The organism is Lactobacillus sp. M44, from assembly GCF_058130005.1.
On record NZ_CM176707.1, the window covers coordinates 1,151,314 to 1,170,278 of the forward strand.

The 18,965-nt window shown below is 31.0% G+C and carries 14 protein-coding genes; 9 read left to right on the forward strand and 5 right to left on the reverse strand.

Translation table 11 applies throughout. The annotated features are described in order from the left end of the window. The first annotated feature begins 69 nt into the window (after positions 1–69). From AC38BG_RS05585 to carB, 6 genes are read left to right on the forward strand one after another with little or no spacing between them, the layout of a single operon-like run. Positions 70–417, forward strand: a complete 348-nt coding sequence (locus AC38BG_RS05585; RefSeq protein WP_489936878.1) for an EbsA family protein — start codon at positions 70–72, stop codon at positions 415–417. Positions 418–421: 4 nt separating this feature from the next. After that, positions 422–2,098: a formate--tetrahydrofolate ligase gene (locus tag AC38BG_RS05590; protein WP_489936879.1), complete on the forward strand. Its 1,677-nt coding sequence runs from the start codon at positions 422–424 to the stop codon at positions 2,096–2,098. A gap of 9 nt (positions 2,099–2,107) precedes the next feature. Continuing rightward, positions 2,108–2,563: a signal peptidase II gene (lspA, locus tag AC38BG_RS05595; protein ID WP_489936880.1), complete on the forward strand. Its 456-nt coding sequence runs from the start codon at positions 2,108–2,110 to the stop codon at positions 2,561–2,563. Next, positions 2,564–3,475: an RluA family pseudouridine synthase gene (locus AC38BG_RS05600; protein ID WP_489936881.1), complete on the forward strand. Its 912-nt coding sequence runs from the start codon at positions 2,564–2,566 to the stop codon at positions 3,473–3,475. Between the two features lies 1 nt (position 3,476). Next, positions 3,477–4,532 carry a carbamoyl phosphate synthase small subunit gene (locus tag AC38BG_RS05605; protein WP_489936882.1) on the forward strand — a complete coding sequence of 352 codons (1,056 nt, stop codon included), beginning with the start codon at positions 3,477–3,479 and terminating at the stop codon, positions 4,530–4,532. 6 nt (positions 4,533–4,538) lie between these two features. Next, entirely contained in the window at positions 4,539–7,694 is a 3,156-nt protein-coding gene (carB, locus tag AC38BG_RS05610) for a carbamoyl-phosphate synthase large subunit (protein WP_489936883.1), read from the forward strand. A 148-nt stretch (positions 7,695–7,842) separates the two neighbouring features. Here carB and AC38BG_RS05615 read toward each other — a convergent pair whose 3' ends face one another. Beyond that, a complete protein-coding gene (locus tag AC38BG_RS05615; protein WP_489936884.1) occupies positions 7,843–9,528 on the reverse strand; it encodes an Rqc2 family fibronectin-binding protein in 1,686 nt (561 codons plus the stop codon). Between the two features lie 236 nt (positions 9,529–9,764). Between AC38BG_RS05615 and AC38BG_RS05620 the strand changes: the two genes are divergently transcribed. Both AC38BG_RS05620 and AC38BG_RS05625 read left to right on the forward strand, forming a co-directional pair. Further along, positions 9,765–10,643 carry a DegV family protein gene (locus AC38BG_RS05620; RefSeq protein WP_489936885.1) on the forward strand — a complete coding sequence of 293 codons (879 nt, stop codon included), beginning with the start codon at positions 9,765–9,767 and terminating at the stop codon, positions 10,641–10,643. A gap of 225 nt (positions 10,644–10,868) precedes the next feature. Continuing rightward, positions 10,869–12,929, forward strand: a complete 2,061-nt coding sequence (locus AC38BG_RS05625) for an LPXTG cell wall anchor domain-containing protein (protein ID WP_489936886.1) — start codon at positions 10,869–10,871, stop codon at positions 12,927–12,929. A gap of 63 nt (positions 12,930–12,992) precedes the next feature. Here the strand turns inward: AC38BG_RS05625 and AC38BG_RS05630 are convergent, their stop codons facing one another. The 3 genes from AC38BG_RS05630 to AC38BG_RS05640 all read right to left on the reverse strand — a co-directional run bounded on the left by AC38BG_RS05630 (position 12,993) and on the right by AC38BG_RS05640 (position 15,894). Further along, positions 12,993–14,327 carry an FAD-dependent oxidoreductase gene (locus AC38BG_RS05630; RefSeq protein WP_489936887.1) on the reverse strand — a complete coding sequence of 445 codons (1,335 nt, stop codon included), beginning with the start codon at positions 14,325–14,327 and terminating at the stop codon, positions 12,993–12,995. A 61-nt stretch (positions 14,328–14,388) separates the two neighbouring features. After that, complete coding sequence (gene xerS, locus AC38BG_RS05635) at positions 14,389–15,474, reverse strand: tyrosine recombinase XerS (protein ID WP_489936888.1); 1,086 nt, start codon at positions 15,472–15,474, stop codon at positions 14,389–14,391. A gap of 216 nt (positions 15,475–15,690) precedes the next feature. Beyond that, positions 15,691–15,894 carry a hypothetical protein gene (locus tag AC38BG_RS05640; protein WP_489936889.1) on the reverse strand — a complete coding sequence of 68 codons (204 nt, stop codon included), beginning with the start codon at positions 15,892–15,894 and terminating at the stop codon, positions 15,691–15,693. 369 nt (positions 15,895–16,263) lie between these two features. On the opposite strand from AC38BG_RS05640, the gene brnQ reads away from it, so the two are divergent. Next, positions 16,264–17,613, forward strand: a complete 1,350-nt coding sequence (gene brnQ / locus AC38BG_RS05645) for a branched-chain amino acid transport system II carrier protein (protein ID WP_489936890.1) — start codon at positions 16,264–16,266, stop codon at positions 17,611–17,613. 53 nt (positions 17,614–17,666) lie between these two features. Here brnQ and AC38BG_RS05650 read toward each other — a convergent pair whose 3' ends face one another. After that, positions 17,667–18,890 (reverse strand): ATP-binding protein, encoded by a 1,224-nt coding sequence (locus AC38BG_RS05650; protein ID WP_489936891.1) that lies wholly within the window; start codon positions 18,888–18,890, stop codon positions 17,667–17,669. Positions 18,891–18,965: the final 75 nt, after the last annotated feature.

Genomic DNA, 18,965 nt, shown 5'->3' on the forward strand with positions numbered 1-18,965 from the left:
TTTACTTTGAATGCTAGAACTTGTTTTTATTGTTATAATACATTTGTAAAGTGAAAACGAGGGCGGTTTATGAAAAAGCATCTTATTTTTTTGAAAAACTCTGGGATTATTTATTACAGTTGGTTGTTTATCATCTTAGGGATTAGTTTAATTTTAGCTTATGAAGGAAGCCAAACTATAGTTTGGCCAGCCGTTATAGTTGGAATTATATTTGGGATATTAGCGCTATTTACTTGGTTTAATTCATATGTTGAACTGACTAAAAAGCAAACTATTCTTAAATTGCCTTATTTGAAAAAAAGAGTATTAACTACTAAACCTCAGTTAGTAACAAGTTGGCATAAGTTTAAGATTTATACCATTGCGGTATCTGAGTATCAAACAGTGAAATATTTAGTTATTGGTAAAGGAGTATAGTTCGATGAAAACAGATCTTGAAATAGCACATGAAATACAAGGATTGCCAATTAGTGAAATAGGTCGCAAATTAGGCTTTGATGTTCGTGATTTAGAGTTATATGGTTCAGATAAAGCAAAATTGACTTGGTATGCTATTAAGCGTTACCGCCACATGACCCCATTAGGTAAGTTAATTTTAGTTACTTCAATCAGTCCAACTCCTGCAGGAGAAGGCAAGTCAACGATGACTATTGGATTAGGGGATGCAATTAACAATCAATTACATAAAAAAGCAATGATTGCAATGCGTGAGCCATCAATGGGACCTGTTTTTGGATTAAAAGGTGGTGCCACTGGTGGAGGAATGTCACAAGTTATTCCGATGGAAGATATTAACTTGCATTTTACTGGTGATATTCACGCTTTAACTAGTGCAATTGATACTTTATATGCATTAGTTGACAACTATTTATACCAAGCAAATGATCTTAATCTAGATGAAAGTACTGTTACTTTAAAAAGAGCCTTAGATGTAAATGATCGAACATTGCGTCAGATTACTGAAGGTTTAGGATCAAAATTTAATGGTATTGAAAGAAAATCTGGCTTCACTATTACCGCAGCTAATGAATTAATGGCTATTTTATGTTTGGCAAAAGATATCGATGATCTGAAAAAACGTATAGGTGATATGTTTATTGGCTTTACTAAAGATAAAAATCCAGTTTACCTTCGTGATTTAGGATTTCAAGGTGCAATTGCGGCAATTTTAGCTGATGCATTAAAGCCAAACCTTGTACAAACGCTAGAACGAACTCCTGCCTTCATTCATGGTGGACCTTTTGCTAACATTGCTCATGGAACTAACTCAACTATGGCTACTAACTTAGCATTACATTTAGCAGACTATGTAGTAACTGAAGCTGGTTTTGGAGCTGATTTAGGTGGTGAAAAGTTTATGGATTTTGTTGCACCACAACTTGACCAAAAGCCATCTGTGACAGTTATTGTAGCTACTGTCCGTGCATTAAAATATCAGGTAATTAAACATACTGATAGATTAGATCATGAAAATCTAGATGCATTAAAAGAAGGTTTTGCCAACTTAAAGCGCCACATTGATAACATGAAGAAATTTGGGGTACCAGTAACTGTAGTTATTAATAAATTTACCACAGATACTCAAGCTGAACTTGATTTGTTAAAGAAATTAATTGAAGAACAAAATGTAACAGCTAATGTTGTTACTTTTCATGAAGATGGTTCAAAAGGTGGAATTGAAGCTGCTAAAGAGGTTGTTAGATTGGCTGATTCAAATAAAGCTGATCTGCAAGCAATTTATGAAACTGACGATGATATTAAAACTAAGGTATCTATGATTTCAACTAGAATCTATGGTGCCAAAGATGTTGTCTATACTGATAAAGCTAATGAACAAATCGAACAAATTACTAAATTAGGTTATGACAAATTACCAGTAATTATCGCTAAAACACAAGCAAGCTTTACAGATGATAAATCAATCTTAGGTGCACCAACTGGCTTTACAATGCATGTAACTGATGTAACAGTACGCAGTGGAGCTGGATTTGTCGTAGTCAAAATGGGCAAAATGCTATTAATGCCAGGATTGCCAAAGGAGCCTGCCGCATTGGGCGTTGATGTAGATAATGATGGTAAAATCACAGGTCTATTTTAAGGATAATCTATGCAGTTTTTATATTTGATAATTTCAGTAGTTGTAGTTATTTGTGATCAAGGGCTAAAGGCTTTTGTTGCAGGTAATTATGATTTAGGTAGTATTCACCAACTTATTCCAGGTGTCTTGTCATTAACTTATTTGCAAAATGATGGGGCTGCCTGGAATATTTTGCGTGGTCAGATGTGGTTTTTTTATCTAATTTCTATTGTTGCAATTGGTGTTACGCTATATTATTTATTTAACAAAAAATACCGTAATCCAGTTTTTGATGTTGGCCTTGCTTTAGTGTTAGGTGGAATAGTAGGAAATTTAATTGATCGAATGCATTTAAAATATGTGATTGATATGTTGCAACTAGATTTTATCAATTTTAATATTTTCAATATTGCAGATTCTGCTATTAGCATTGGCGTACTCTTAATTTTTATTTACTTATTATTTATGACAAAGGATCACGATTAAATGGCCAAAAAATATGAAATCACAGTTTGCGAAAAAGATCATGGACGCTTAGATAAATATTTGTCGGATAAATTAGATGATTTATCACGTTCAAAAATAAAAGAACTAATCGAAGATAAAAATATTTTAGTCAATCAAAAAGTAGAAAAAGTTTCTTATAAAGTTCAACCAAATGATCAAATTAGCGTAACTGTGCCTAAATTGAAATCTTTGAATTTAGAGCCAGAAAATATCCCATTAGATATAATTTATGAAGATGATGATGTAATTGTAGTTAATAAACCACAAGGAATGGTAGTACACCCATCAGCAGGACATCCCGACCATACCTTAGTAAATGCGCTTTTATATCACACTAAAGATTTAGCTGCAAGTCCAGAAGGTTTTAGACCTGGAATTGTTCATCGTATTGATAAAGACACCTCTGGATTATTAATGATTGCAAAAAATGATCATGCAAGACAGAGCTTAGAAAAACAACTTGCTCAAAAAACAAACAAACGTCAATATCTAGCAATTGTCCATGGTAATTTTCAGGAACAATCAGGAACAATCAATGCGCCAATTGCAAGAAGTCGATATGATCGCAAAAAAATGGCTGTTATAGAAGATGGAAAACACGCAGTAACTCATTTTAAGGTATTAGAGCAATTTAGGAATTATTCATTAGTGCAAAATCAACTAGAAACTGGTCGAACTCATCAGATTCGCGTACACATGAAATATATTAATCATCCTGTAGCAGGAGATCCGATTTATGGACCTCATAAAACTCTAAAGGGCAATGGGCAATTTTTACATGCAAAAACATTAGGATTTATTCAACCCACAACTGGTAAATTGCTGGAATTTAGTGTTGAACCCCCAATAATTTTTCAAGAAACTTTAAATAAGCTGCGTCAAGGAAAATAAAATGAAACGATATTTAATCTTAGAAGATGGAACTTCTTATGAAGGAACTGGCTTTGGTGCAGAAACTATCAGTACCGGTGAATTAGCTTTGCAAACTAGTAATTATGGTTATCAAGAAGCATTGACTGATCCAACTAATACTGGTAAGATTTTGGTTTTTGCAACACCAATTATTGGTTCATCTGGCATTAATGCGATTGATTATGAAGCAATTGATCCTACAGTAAAAGGAATAATTGCTAACGATATTGGAATTAATGTTTCTTCGAGTAATGATTTTCAAGATTTAAATTATTTTTTAAAAGAAAAAAAAATCCCTGCGATATGGGGAATTGATACTAGAGCATTAGCACATAAACTTGCATCTATTGATACAATTAAAGCTAGTTTAATGGATACAAACGACGAACATGCCTTTGATCAAATAAAAGCATTAGTTTTACCTAAAAACAAGACCGCTCAAGTCTCTACTATTAATCCATATGCTGCACCTAATATTGGTAAGTCAGTTGCCGTAATTGATCTAGGATTAAAACATTCTATGCTTAGATCATTATCTTTGCGCAAGATAAATGCGACTGTTCTACCATATGATGCCACAATGCAAGATGTGGATAATTTACGACCTGATGGGATTATTATCTCTAATGGTCCTGGACAGTATTTTGAAGTATCAAAATTTTTACAGCCAATTTTACAAAAATTCTATGGTAAATTGCCAATATTAGGAGTTGGCTTAGGTTTTTTATCAATTAGTGTTTTTTTAAATTTTGAGATCTTAAATTTGCCATACCCTTATAATGGATCAAATTATTCAGTCATTGAACAAAATAGTAATGTTATTTGGCAAACTGCAATGAATATTAGTCAATTAATAATGCCACAAAATATTTCTTTAGATTTGAGTGAAGAATTCTTTGACTTACATAGTGAGTTACTAGCTGGATTTGCTAGCAAAAAAGATAAAGTAATTGCCACTGCTTTTAATCCAGAAGGATCGCCTGGCACGTTAGATGCTAAAGCAATTTATGATCAATTTTTGCAAATGATGGAGTAAAAAATAATGCCTTTAAAAAAAGATATTAATAAAGTATTGATTATAGGTTCTGGTCCAAATATATCAGGAAGCATCTCAGAGTTAGATATTCTAGCTACTAATGCAATAAAAGCTTATTTACAAGATGATGTTTATGTTGTTTTAGTTAATCCCAATCCTGCAACTGTTCAAACTGATCCTCAAAAAGGAGTAACTGTTTATTTAGAGCCCATGACATTAGATTTCATGAAGCGAATTTTGCGGATGGAACAGCCTGATGCAATAGTTACAGCTTATGGGAGCACGACGGCATTAAAGATTGCTTATGCTTTAAAACAAGATGGTATTGTAGCTGATATGGATTTACGGTTTTTAACTATTAGCAAACAAGCATTAAATTTGAATACTCAAGGAAAAGTCATTAGTTTTTTGCATGAAAAAAGCTTACCTACAAGTGAGAGTTGGAATTTAGACAGTTTTGATAGGGAGAATATATCAAAGAACTTTCATGGAATAACTTATCCTGTATTGGTAACTAAATATCACCGTTATATTCAAAATGAACATTTTAAGTTCTCTGAAATACATGAGCTAGTAGAATTTTTTAAAAAAGAAATTACTGATGATCATTTTTCAATAAATGATTATCATTTTACTCAAGACCTATCTAATTTAGAAGAAGTTGTGGTTAGTGTTATTAGAGACAATCGAGGAAATTTTAACTTTATAAACTTCGCAGCCTCAATTGAACCTATATCAATTAATTCCGGAGATTCAGTATTAGTTAGTCCAGTATTAACTTTAAATAATGATCACATTCAAAAGTTGCGCTCAGTTAGCCAAAAAGTGATGGAGCGTTTGAATTTAAAGGGATATTTAAACATTCATTTTGCAATAGATCATACTGGAACACAAATTGGAGTTAAAATTCTATCAATCACTCCAGCTCTTACAAGATCTAGTTTAATTGGGATGCGAGTTGGAATGTATGATTTAGGATATGTCTTAGCTAAAATTTCTTTAGGATACAACTTAAATGAAATCATTAATCCATTAACTGGATTAAACGCTGCAATTGAACCCGTACTTGACAATGTTGCTGTTCGTGCTCCATATTGGTCATTTACGGGATCTGGGTATAATCATTATCAGTTATCTGATCAACAACAAGCTAGTGGAGAAGCAGTAGGAGTTGGACGCAATTTTGAGTCTGCATTTTTAAAAGCGGCCACTTCGACTATTGATTTTAATGTTTTAAAGCAAGTCTTTATATCTGAAACTAAAAAGTCAAAAGAAGAAATACTGGCTGATTTAAAACATCCAAATGAATTTCATCTGATCTATCTTGTCGCAGCGCTAAGAGTTGGATTAACTTATGGGGAATTACATCAAGTAATTAGATTACATCCTATTTATCTTCAAAAATTCCAACATTTAATAAGAATTAGCTCTAAGTTAAGCCAAGAGCCTTTAGATGAACAAGTATTATTAGAAGCAAAAGAATATGGTTTTTCTAATTTATTAATTGCAGCTATTAGTAATCAGTCTCCAGAATATGTTAGAAAAAAACTTGATGAATATACGATTGAACCAAGTTATATTGCCTTAGATGGTACAGCAGGTTTATTACATCCAGAAGTGTCTGCGGTTTACAGTGCTTATGGTGTGCAAAATGAAATTGATGCATTTAAAGCAAAGCAAAAAGTATTGGTTATAGGGATGAAGCCAATACAAATTTCTTTAAACAATGAATTTGACTATATGATTTATCATGTTGTTAAAACTTTGAAGCAAAATAATATTGGCGTAGTTTTACTATCTAATAATGCCGAAGCTGCTTCAACCAATTATAAATTAGCTGATCGAGTTTATTTTGAACCAATAAATATTGAAAATATCATTAACGTTACCAAAAAAGAAGGTATAAAAAAGATAATTACCCAATTTGCTGGTAAAGAAGTAAACAGTTTTCGAAACGAATTAAAAAAGCATGGATTAGCAATTCTGGGTCAAGAAGAATTAGAATTTAAAGAACTAGATTTTAGTCAGAATAATATTAAAAGTGTACCATATCTTCATACCCAAAATGATAAAAAAGCGATTGATTTTGCTAAAGAAGCAGGCTTTCCAATTTTAATTGGAGGTCAAAATCAGTCAACTAAACAAAAGTCTGCAGTTGTTTATGATCTACCAGCATTAAAAAAGTATATATTTGAAAATGAACTAGATGATATTCATATTTCGAAATTTATTTCTGGGAAAAAATATGAGGTCACCGCAATTTCTGATGGTAAATCTTGCACAATTCCTGGAATAATAGAGCATTTAGAACAATCTGGATCTCATGCCAGCGATTCGATAGCAGTCTTTCAACCACAAAATTTGACTAAATTTCAAGAAAAGCGTTTAAAAGATAGTACTATTAACTTAGTAAGTCAAATGAAAATAAAGGGACTAATAAATCTGCATTATTTGTTTGTTAATGAAAGATTATATTGTTTACAAGTAAAAACTTATGCTGGACATAATATTGCCTTTTTGAGCAAATCATTAAAACGCGACATTATTCGAGTTTCTACACAAGCTCTGTTAGGAAAAACTCTAGATGAAATGCAACTAACTTCTGATATTTGGCCAGCTAGTTCGTTAATTCATGTCAAAATGCCTGTATTTGCGATGCTTAATTATAGAAGTGAAAACACTTTTGATTCAAAAATGAAATCTTCAGGTTCAGTAATGGGACGTGATACTTTATTATCCAAAGCTCTATATAAAGGGTACGAGGGGAGTACCTTGAAAATTCCAAGTTATGGAACGATTTTTATTTCTGTAAGAGATGAAGATAAGCATCGAGCAATTAAGCTTGCAAAAAGATTCCATAAGCTGGGATTTAAATTAGTTGCGACAGAAGGGACAGCTATAATATTAGCAGAAGCTGGAATTACAACTGGAATAGTTAGCAAAGTGCAAGATGACCCAAATAATATCCTAGATAAAATTGCCTCACATAAAATAGTTATGGTTATAAATATTACTAATTTATCTGATACTGCAAGTCAAGATGCTATTGCGATCAAAGATAAAGCATTAAATACTCATATACCAGTATTTTCGAGTTTAGAAACGACTAAGTTAATTTTGGAAGTATTAGAATCATTAGCATTAACAACGCAGCCAATTTAATAGGATAAATTTACTAATAATAATCTATATTATGTAAAACAAATCATAGAAAATAAAACTTAAAAATCTAAAACAAAGAGAACAGTACCCAGGTAAAAATCTTCAAAATAAAAACGTTAGTATCAAAAATTGGTACTAGCGTTTTTATTTAATCAACTTTTTTAGCTAAGACATTTTTTTCATCTGGAGTTACTACAATTGAATTTTGACCTGTGTAAATTACAAATCCAGGTTTTGCACCATTAGGTTTTTTAACACGTTTATCTTGAACATAATCAACTTGTACATGTCCAGACATTCGAGCTTTAGAATAATAGGCAGCAATCTCTGCAGCTTCACGAATATCTTGTTCGCTTGGATCTGAACCTTCCAATATAACATGTGAACCTGGCATATTTTTTACATGGAACCAATAATCTGATTTATTAGCTTTTTTGAGAGTTAACCAATCATTTTGCAAATTATTTTTGCCAACTAAAACAGTTTTACTTGAAGATAAAATAAATTTATTCAAACTGCGGTCAGAAATTTTTTTGCGCCTTTTTTTAGTGGTTTTATATAAATATCCTTGACTGATTAATTCATCATTAATTGCATCAATATCTTCTGGATCAGCATTATCAATCGCAGATTGTACTGAATCAAAATATGCTAGGTTAGATTTTGCTAGTTTAATTTGTTCATTAACATGCTTAATAGAATTACGTAATTTTTGATATCGTTTAAAATATCTTTGAGCATTTTTGGCAGGGGAGAGTGCAGGATCTAATTTTATCGTTAATTCACGATTATTGTCATAATAATTTGGCAAACTAACTTTAGTTTCACCAGATCTTACTTGTCCTAAATATGTATTAAGCAATTCGCCTTTAATTCGATAACTTTCAGAATTTTCAGCTTCATCAAGTTGTTTTTGCAACTTGATGATTTTTTTACTTAATTTTTTGCGTTCATTAGATACTATATTTTCAATAATTCGTGAACGTTGACGCACCCAATCTTTATTTGCCTGCTCTTGATAGAATTGATACAAAATCTTATTTACATCATCATTAGAATCAACCTTAATTAAATCTAAATGATAAGGCAAATATAAAAATACTTTTTCTTTATGTTTAGTATTTTCCATAATGAATCCATGAGGATCAGAAAATTGATCAAAAAAAGTCTTAAAAGATGAATACGAATAAGCATCTTCTAGATATCCTGTCAATTCCAATCTATCATCACGATCTAATCCTGATAGCCTCTTAGCGAAAGTTTCAGGATCGGAATTATCTTTTAGCTGCTCAAATTGCTTTTCACTTATATCAAAACCATTGAATCCACTAGTTAATGGAGGCAGTTCGTACTTAGCTTTTGGAAGCAACATCCTAGCGCGATTTTCATCAGGATTAACACGTTTTAATAAATCGATAATCTTTCCATCTATTTTGTTATACAAAATGACATTACTATGACGACCCATTAACTCCACAGATAATACTAATTCGATTTCATCACCTAATTCATTTCGGTTAGTGAAATAAAAATTAACAATTCTGTCTACACCAACTTGTTTAATCTGCTTTAAAACAGATCCTTCTAGATACTTTCTTAATACCATTACAAAGGTTGGAGCAATATCTGGATTTGATATATTTTGATCGGTTAAATAAAATCTTGGATATTGTGCGTTTGCAGAAATTAGCAAACGCAAATTTTTTCTTTCTTTTCTAAAAACTAAAACTAAATCTTGAGCAAATGGTTGATAAATTTTTGATAATCTAGCAGTTTCCAATTTGGGAGTTAGATTAGTTAATAAGCTATGGATAAATACACCATCAAATGCCATAAAATCACCTCATTAAGTAATCTAATTATACCAATAAATTGGTATAATTTTAAACATTAAGATACGGTACTAATTATTAAATATGTTTCACAAAAAAGCACGATTTTGATCTGTGAAACATACGATTAAGCTTTTATTAATTTGAACTATGCAACAGAAGCGTTCGACTAGATATGAAAATTTATGATATAATTTTTTATAACAATCTCAAAAAGGAAAATAGAAGGTCCTAAAACGTGAAAATTGCACTTGTAACTGATAGCAGTAGCTATCTAACTAAAAATGAAATAAAAGATAATAATATTATTGTTGTTCCAATTCCCGTAATTGTTGACGAGCATTCATATGAAGAAGGAGTAAATATTACTGCAGAGCAATTATTCCAAATGGAAAATTCTGGTGCAGGATTTCCAAAGACATCCCAACCAGGAATGGGAAAGATGATGGAATTATTCAATAAGCTTCATAATGAAAATTACGATGCAATTATCGTGATTACTTTAGCTGGAACAATCAGCGGGTTTTATCAAACTTTAAAAAATATTGCTAATAATTATCCTGACTATCATTTGTATCCATATGATTCAAAAATAACTACACATTTACAGGGATACATGGTTATCGCTGCAGCAAGGATGATTAAAAAAGGCTATACACCTGAACAAATTACTTCTAAATTAGATGACATCAGCAACACAGTAGGAGAAGTTTTTGTTGTTGACGATTTAAAAAATTTGAGTCGTGGTGGTAGATTAAGCAATGCTAGTGCATTTATTGGCTCAATATTACAAATAAAGCCGTTACTTACATTTGATGATAAAAGTGATAAAATTGTTGCCTTTGATAAAGTTCGATCCATGAAACGAGCTATAAAAAAAGCAGAGCAAGTAATGATAAAGCAGACGAATGACTTATCATATTTAGATAGATTACGTTTTGTAATAATCCATTCTAATGATTTAGAACAAGCAAAAATAGTTAAAGATTTTGTCCATAATAAATACCCTGATAATCCTATAACTATTGATGAATTCGGCCCTGTAGTAGCGACACACTTAGGAGAAAAATCAATAGGAATTACATGGATGGTAAATATTGATAAATTAACTTTTTAATATAAAAAACAATCTAGTTTTATGTTGCTAGATTGTTTTTTTATGGTCAAAAATAACATAACATTTTTGTAATGATATGAATTGGACTAACATTTATAAGCCTTTACTTGATGGTGGTTAGTGGACTTTTTCAATTTAATGTCTGCACAATAATAATAACTAGTGTTATAATATTATTAACATAACGAGTGTTATTTTTATGGAATATTGGAGGATATTAATATTATGACTAAATTTAGATCGAAAAAGAGTAGCATTATAGCTGCTATAGCAGTATCGGGAGCTTTTTTATTGGCAAATGCTCCAACAACTGTCCATGCAGATGCAACGAATACTACTTCTGATCCACAAATTACCCAAAAGGCAACTTCTCCTTCTGCTAATAAAGAAAATAATACAACACCACAAGCGCCAAAAAGTGATGTTCCAACCAATACTAAATCTTCATTAAACAGCTTAGAACAAGCTGCACCAGTTGTTCTTTCTAATCCAAATATTAAAGGACAAGCAGAGATGGAAACAAATGGAGTCAAGTATTCCACATCAGTTTCTGCAATAGATAAATTTACTGGTGAAAAAGTTACTGTAAATGGCTCAAATGGGGGGCAGTACAGCGGCAATAGACCTGAAATCAACGGATTAATTGAATACAATAAAGCAAAAGATGTTACCGAACATATTGAATTCAGCAATACCACTGATCAAGATAAGTCATTAAGTGTTGATTTTAGTGGTTTTGTTGGTAACAACCCTGGTGTACAAGTCGACACAAATAATATTGATTTAAATGATGGTTTTGTCTTAACTGGTGATAAAGGTGATGCGATTCATAGTAAAATTTCATTAAATTCTGATGCATTAAAAAACTCTGCTGATCATGGTTATCATTCAATGCAATATTACATTGATCATGGATATACAACTTCTGAAGTTGCAAATAATGCTTCATATATTTGGTTCAATAATGAAGCTATGAAAGCTAATGAAACTTATTCATTGGACATTCCAATAAAGATTGAAGTTACTCAAGAAGAATTAAAAAAGGCAAATCAACTGACTATTAAAGTAGATCCATTATTTACTTATATCGATGGACAATTGACTACTAATGATAGTGTAATTACTCAAGCCTCAAAGCCAGTAACTAATTTCGACCAAAATGAAAATAAAAAGTTTTTACCTGTTTTTCGTCCAAATCCAAATATAGAAGATTATCATATTACAGCTGATGATTTGGCAGAATTAACTGATGCAATGCCTACTTTAAAAGATTTAGTTAAAGTTAATAACTTTGGTCATAATGAAACCAATGCTCAAATGTATAATAAAGGCCAAGATATGGGGACCTTATGGATGGGTGGTCATTATTTCTTTGACTTAGATACTGTTCAACAAGCTATACAAAAATTAGGTTATTCAGTCAATGTAGCTTCTAACAATCAAGATATTTATAATTATTATTCATATCAAACAACAGGGAATCATGCAGATCTTAATGTTGGATCTAACAATATAACCATAGGCTCTGGTAAATTTGCTGGTTATTTAGGTCATATTGAAATTCACCAAGTATTGAATACTCAAGATCTAACTTATGAAATGAACAGCCAAGACGCTAAAGATTGGTTAAATAATATCACAAGAAGCTTAGCTGAATTACCTGATGGGTATCTAGTTAATAATATAAATGGTAAAACTGATTTAGATATTAAAGGGGATCCTGCACAAGTATTTTTAGTTAATAATGGAGGCTATGATCCATCAAAGCCTGGAACTTATACCATAACTCTGGGTTATAAATTACAAGATTCTAACAACAAAACAATGTTGATTACTAAAAAAGCTACAATCACTATTACTCCAAAGCCAGTTCAACCTGTAACTCCACCAACTAGTGAACCTGCTCCTCAGCCACAACCTCAACCAACACCAGAACAACCAAATGATCAAGAGCCTGATACAGTGAAGCCTCAACCTGAACCCGCACCAGATGTAGATCAAAATACTTCAAATGAAGATAATACTGTTAAACCAAAGGCTACTATAGTTTCACCAATAACAGATACAACCGCTCCAAAAGCTGCTATTAATCCAGTAAAGAAAATTGCTGAAACTAACATCCCAAAGCCTATGGCTCAACAATCCGTTCATGTAAGAAATAATAAAAAAGTTCAATTACCACAAACTGGTGAAAAAGATAATTCTAAAGGATTAATTGGATTAATTTTAACAGGATTAGGAATGTTTGGATTATTTGCTGGTCAAAGACGTAAAGAAAATAATTAATTAATAAATTAAAAGGACGAGTTCTAAGAAACAAAAGTTTCAAAGTTCTCATCCTTTTTTATTTTAGCTATTTAAAACATCATTCAAAAATTCACTCATTGTTGGATGTGTATATATCATATCTCGTAATACTGTATAATCAATATTTTGATCAATTGCCAAACTAATAATATTAACAACTTCTTGTGATTCTAATGCATAAATTGTAGCACCTAAAATCTTATTCGTATTTTTATCAACTAAGATCTTATATATTCCACGACTATCACCAGCAACATGAGCTTTAGGATTATTTGCGGCTAATAATTTAAATACTTTATAGTCATACCCACGCTCTTTTGCACGCTTTTCATTTAGTCCTGTTCCAGATAATGGAGGAGTTATAAAAGCAGTGTAGGGGATATACTTTCTATCTTTTGTAGAACGAGAATTGTCACCTAACAGTTCATTTTTAACAATTCTAAAATCATCTAAAGATACATAAGTGAATTGAGGTCCTCCATTAACATCCCCAATTGCCCATACATTATCAACAGTAGTATGCAACTTGGCATCAACTTTTATTGCACCACGATCAGTGGTTTTAATATCAGTATTTTCTAAGTGTAAATTATCAATATTAGGTTTGCGACCAGTTGCTACTAATACCATATCAGTTTTGATTTTGTTTTGTTTACCATCTTTTTCAATTACAACTTCAATATTATTATCATTTTCAGTTAATTGAAGAACCTTACTACCAAGTTCAAACTCAATCCCATCATGTTGCATATCTTGATAAACTAGATCCGCAACATCTTGATCTTCTTTAGTTAATAATTGCTTTCTGTCATCTACAACAGTAACTTGACTGCCATAACTAGTAAACATTTCTGCAAACTCTAAGCCAATATATCCACCACCAATAATCAATAATGATTTAGGATTATTTGGTATTTCCATAATTTCTTTAGAAGTAACAATCTTAGAACTTAATGTTAATCCTGGAATATTAGGAATAATAGGGATAGCACCTGTATTGATAAAAATTCTTTTACCTTCAAATTCTTCAGCATTACCATTTGGCAGAGCTACTTTTATTTGATGATTACTAATAAAACTAGCTCTACCATCCAGGACAGTAGCATTAGGTAAGTCAGCAACCATATGATAATTTTTGTTTCTTAACTTGTCAGATAATTCTGTACGAATTTTTATTGCTTGCTTAAAAGGCATATGACGGCGACCATTAATAATTAAATTTTTAGAAGGAAGGCAGCCTACATTGATACAGGTTCCACCATACATTTGACTTGATTGTTCAACTAATAAAACTTCTTGACCCGCTTTTGCTAGAGCTTTAGCAAGGGTTTTTCCAGCTTTACCAAAACCAATGATAATATTTTGATATGTTCGCATATAATTCTCCTTGGATATTGTAAATATTTAACAGTACCAATGTATCACCGCGGTCTTATTTTTAGTTAGTAATATGCTCATCCTTTTTTATCTTTTGGCTAATTTCATTTAATGCTTGTCGCTGCAAAGTTTGATCAACATGAGTATACAAATCGGTTGCAGAAGTTCCTTTTTGTCCTAATTGTTGTGCAACTAAAACCTGATCCTTAGTTATCCCATACAATTCAGAAGCTAAAGTATGGCGTAATTTATGGGGTGTAAGAGGGTGCCCAAATAGAGCAGAGTACTTGTTTACCATTTTTTCAATTGCATTAGTTGTAATTCGTTTAGTTTTTCCATGATATAAGGTTAAGAAAAATGCACGCTCTTTTTTACCAGCACGATATCTTTTTTCTCGTAAATTGGCATATGCTTTAATATAAGGTAGTGTCCATGTCGCAATTGGAACACTATCACGCTGTCCACCTTTTCTAGTAACATTTAGAGTGGCGTCTTTTAAATTTAAATCTGCTAGGTTAATTCCAGCACATTCTGACACTCGCACCCCAGTACCTAAAATCAAGGCACAAATTGCTAAGTCCCTCTCCTTGTTTTGCTTAAAGGAGGGAAGGGCTTGTTTATTTGCCTTATGTTCATATTCATTATTAATAAAGTTTAGAAAGTCATATTTCATATCACCAACATACATATGAGATTCCAAAACATGAGCACGATAGTTTAAAGTTTTAGTATCATTTAAAGAATCAATTTTTAACATTACATTTCTATCAAAATATGCTTGACCGTTATTGTTATCAGCAGTAACCGTTAAGAATTTAAATAATGAACGTAGTGCATTAATTGAACGATTGACTGTAGTTGCAGAATTTAAACGTTGCTGTTGATTTTTTGTATGCTTAAGATAGTCGATATAAAGCATAATATCATTACGACGTAAATTTGAGAGCGTCTCAGTGTCGATCTCAGCATTAGTTTTGGCATTCGAGATGTTTTCTTGACGCAGCCAATCAAAGAACCGTCGAATTTCAGTTAAGTATTGATATGAAGTTGTCATTGAATGATTAGTCCCAAGATTATATTGTTTAACAAAATCTGGCATTAGAGAAAGTTCACGATTAATTAATTGTAAATATTTATTTGATTCCATATAAAAGACTCCGATAATTGGTCAATCTATAATTGATTCATGTATGTAGGTAAGTATATCTACCTGTCATTAAAATTATAGTTTTAATGACAGCTGATGTCAATTTTTAATTGAAGTAGTATTTTTATATTAAATGCTGACATGTTCATTGTGTTGTAAAAATAATTAAATGTTTTGATAACTTCCTCTTCATAAAAACTAATTATTATCTGTATCTTATAAACATTTATATTTTTTCGTAAAATTTCTTTGCTTATACCAACTAATAAATTGCGCAAAAAATGGTACGGATAAATAATTTTTCCTGTGATCAAAATTATCTAATAAATACTTGATTGATACATTTTGAACATTTGCTTGAGCTATTACATCTAATAAATGTCTATCTGTCTTTGAAATCTCTGTATTATAGTTTTTCATATGCATTCATATATAAATCATGCTTTGCAAGTTCTAGAGTTTCATTGACTACTTGATTAGTAATTTCCTTTTTATACTTGCTTTATACTTTTTTCTTTGCCTAGAATTTAAAATTTAAGTTGCAAAATCTAACATTAAATAAAACAACTAAAATAATTAAAATAGATCCTAATCTGTTAATAAAAATAGGTTTTATTTTTATGGTTCTAATTACTAATACATCAACTATCTATGCTGCAATAACATAGACTATCACAATCACTAAAATTATAGTCATATAAATAACAATTATCTAGTTTAATTGTGTATTAATCTAGTCCTAATCATGGTATATTAATTATAATTTTTATACTACTAAGGAGGAAAAACATGCATTCTAAGACGAAAAGATACTTAGTTATAAGTTCAATGATATTTGCTTTATTTTTTGGAGCTGGGAACTTGATTTTCCCTCTTCATTTAGGTCAAATTGCTGGCCATAATTGGTTTACAGCAGCTATTGGCTTTATAGTAACAGGAGTGTTACTCCCGCTACTAGCAATTTTAGCAATTGTAGTAACTCATTCTAAAGGAGTTTATGGATTAGGGTCTCCTTTAGGTGCCAAATTTGCAATATTTTTTATGGTTTTGATTCAAATGACAATTGGTCCTGTATTTGGTACACCAAGAACTGCTACCGTTTCATTTGCTGTAGGAGTTGCTCCATTTATTCCGACACATTATCAACAATTAGCACTTGGTATTTTTACGGCAGTATTTTTCTTAATCGCCTATCTGATTGCTTATAACGAAAGCGACATTTTGGATAGTTTAGGAAAAGTATTAAATCCTATTTTTTTAATTTTGTTATTTTTGGTATTTGTAGTTGCGTTCATGTTTCCTTTAGGAAATCCTAGCACAGCACCTGCAACAGCTCAATATACAACAGTTGGCAATTCATTTTTAAGTGGTTTTTTAGAAGGATATAACACAATGGATGCCCTTGCAGCCTTGTGTTTTGGTATCACCATCATCACTTCTATTAAACAAATGGGTATTAAATCTGATAAAGAAATTGCCCTTACTACTGCAAAATCAGGTACTCTAGGAATGATGGCAATCGCAATTATTTATTTATTATTAATTGTTTTAGGTGCAATGTCTCTTGGAAAATTTAAAGTAGCACCTGATGGTGGTGTTGCGTTCGCCCAAGTTGTTCAAAGTTATGCTGGAATGATAGGACAAGCAGTCTTAGCCACTATGATGACAGTAACTTGCCTTACTACAGCGGTTGGATTAGTTTCTGCATTTGCATTAGATTTTAACAGACATTTTCCAAGAGTCAGCTATCATAGATGGTTATTAGTTTCTTGTCTAGGATCATTTATTGTAGGAAACTTTGGATTAGATGCATTAATCAAATGGTCGATCCCAGTGTTAATGTTTTTATATCCTGTATCTATGGCAATTATCGTATTATCACTGCTCTCACCTTTATTTAAAAAAGATAAGATGGTTTATTGGATTGCAATAATCTTTACTATGATTCCTGCATCTTTAGATTTTATTGTTAACTTGCCACCTTTTATCAGTAATACTACATTTGGCAATTCTGCTAAAGCTATTAGAAGTTCTTTACCCTTAGCTAATTTAGGATTAACCTGGCTTTTACCACTTATTATAGGTTTAGTATTGGGAATGGCTATTTATAAATTAATCAAGCTTAATGATCAACGCTAATTAAATATTCAAAAAACGGTTCATATTATTGATGATATGAACCGTCTTTTATGCTATTTATTTTCTAATAACCAATCTAGAATATTTTTCTTTTGAATTCCATTATAATTTGCATCTTTATTTAAAGTATCTAGGGTTAACAAATATTTTGGATATGAGTCCTTAATATTTGTTAATGGTTTTAATTCTCTATCCAATACTTGTGGATCAAGCGTTGTTAACGCAACTTGAAAATATGTAGCATGGTTTTCACTATCTAATGCTACAAAATCAACTTCTAAATTATTAATATTTCCAACATATACTTTAGAATAACGTCGTAATAATTCAAGATAGACTATATTTTCAATAATATGTCCATAATCTTGATCATGATCTGGTAATAATAATCTACGAAGTCCTATATCAACTGCATAATATTTACTATTGCTATTCAAAAGATTCCTGCCATGAATTTTATACTTTTTTGCTTCATAAATTAATAAACTATTGATAATCCCATCCATATAATTACTAATAGTTTTATTATTAGCAGAAACATGATTACTTTTTAAAGTATTGGTAATTTTGTTAACTGAAATTTCACTACCAATATCACTGAATAAAGTTTGGATTAATCGTTCTAATACAGATATATCACGAATTTTCAATCTTGCAACTATATCCGTAAGAACAATTGTTGAGTAAATTCCTCGTAAATACTCTTGTCTTTCTTGATCGTTGTCTACAAATAAAGTATAAGGAAAAGAACTCTTTAAATAAATATTGAATAATTCTTCAATATTTATTTCTATATTATTTTGTTTATGCCACTGCACAAATTCACTAAATGATAAAGGTAAAATATTAAGTTGCACATATCTTCCTGTGAGCAGTGTTGCTATTTCTCCACTTAAAAAGTATGCATTAGATCCAGTAATATATAAATCAACATTATCTTTTATGTATAAAGAATCTACTACTTTTTCGAAGTTATTGACATGTTGAATTTCATCTAGAAAAATATAATTCATCCTGTCAGCAATCAGCCGTTTCTCAATATATTGATATAATTTTTTTGGTTGCAACAATGGTTCATTATTTATATCTTCAAAATTTAAAGTAATAATCTGTGATGATGAAATACCTGAATTTTTTAAATACTCTCTAAACAATAAGAATAAAATAGATTTTCCTGAGCGTCTCACACCAGATACTACTTTTATGATGTTCTTATCTTGATGTCGTTTTAAAAAATCTAAATATTGTTTTCTAGCCACATATCTTTTAATAATCATTAAATCACCTAATTTTTAAGCACTTTACTTTGTATTATAGTACTTAAAAGTTATATATATCAAAAATTTTTGTAG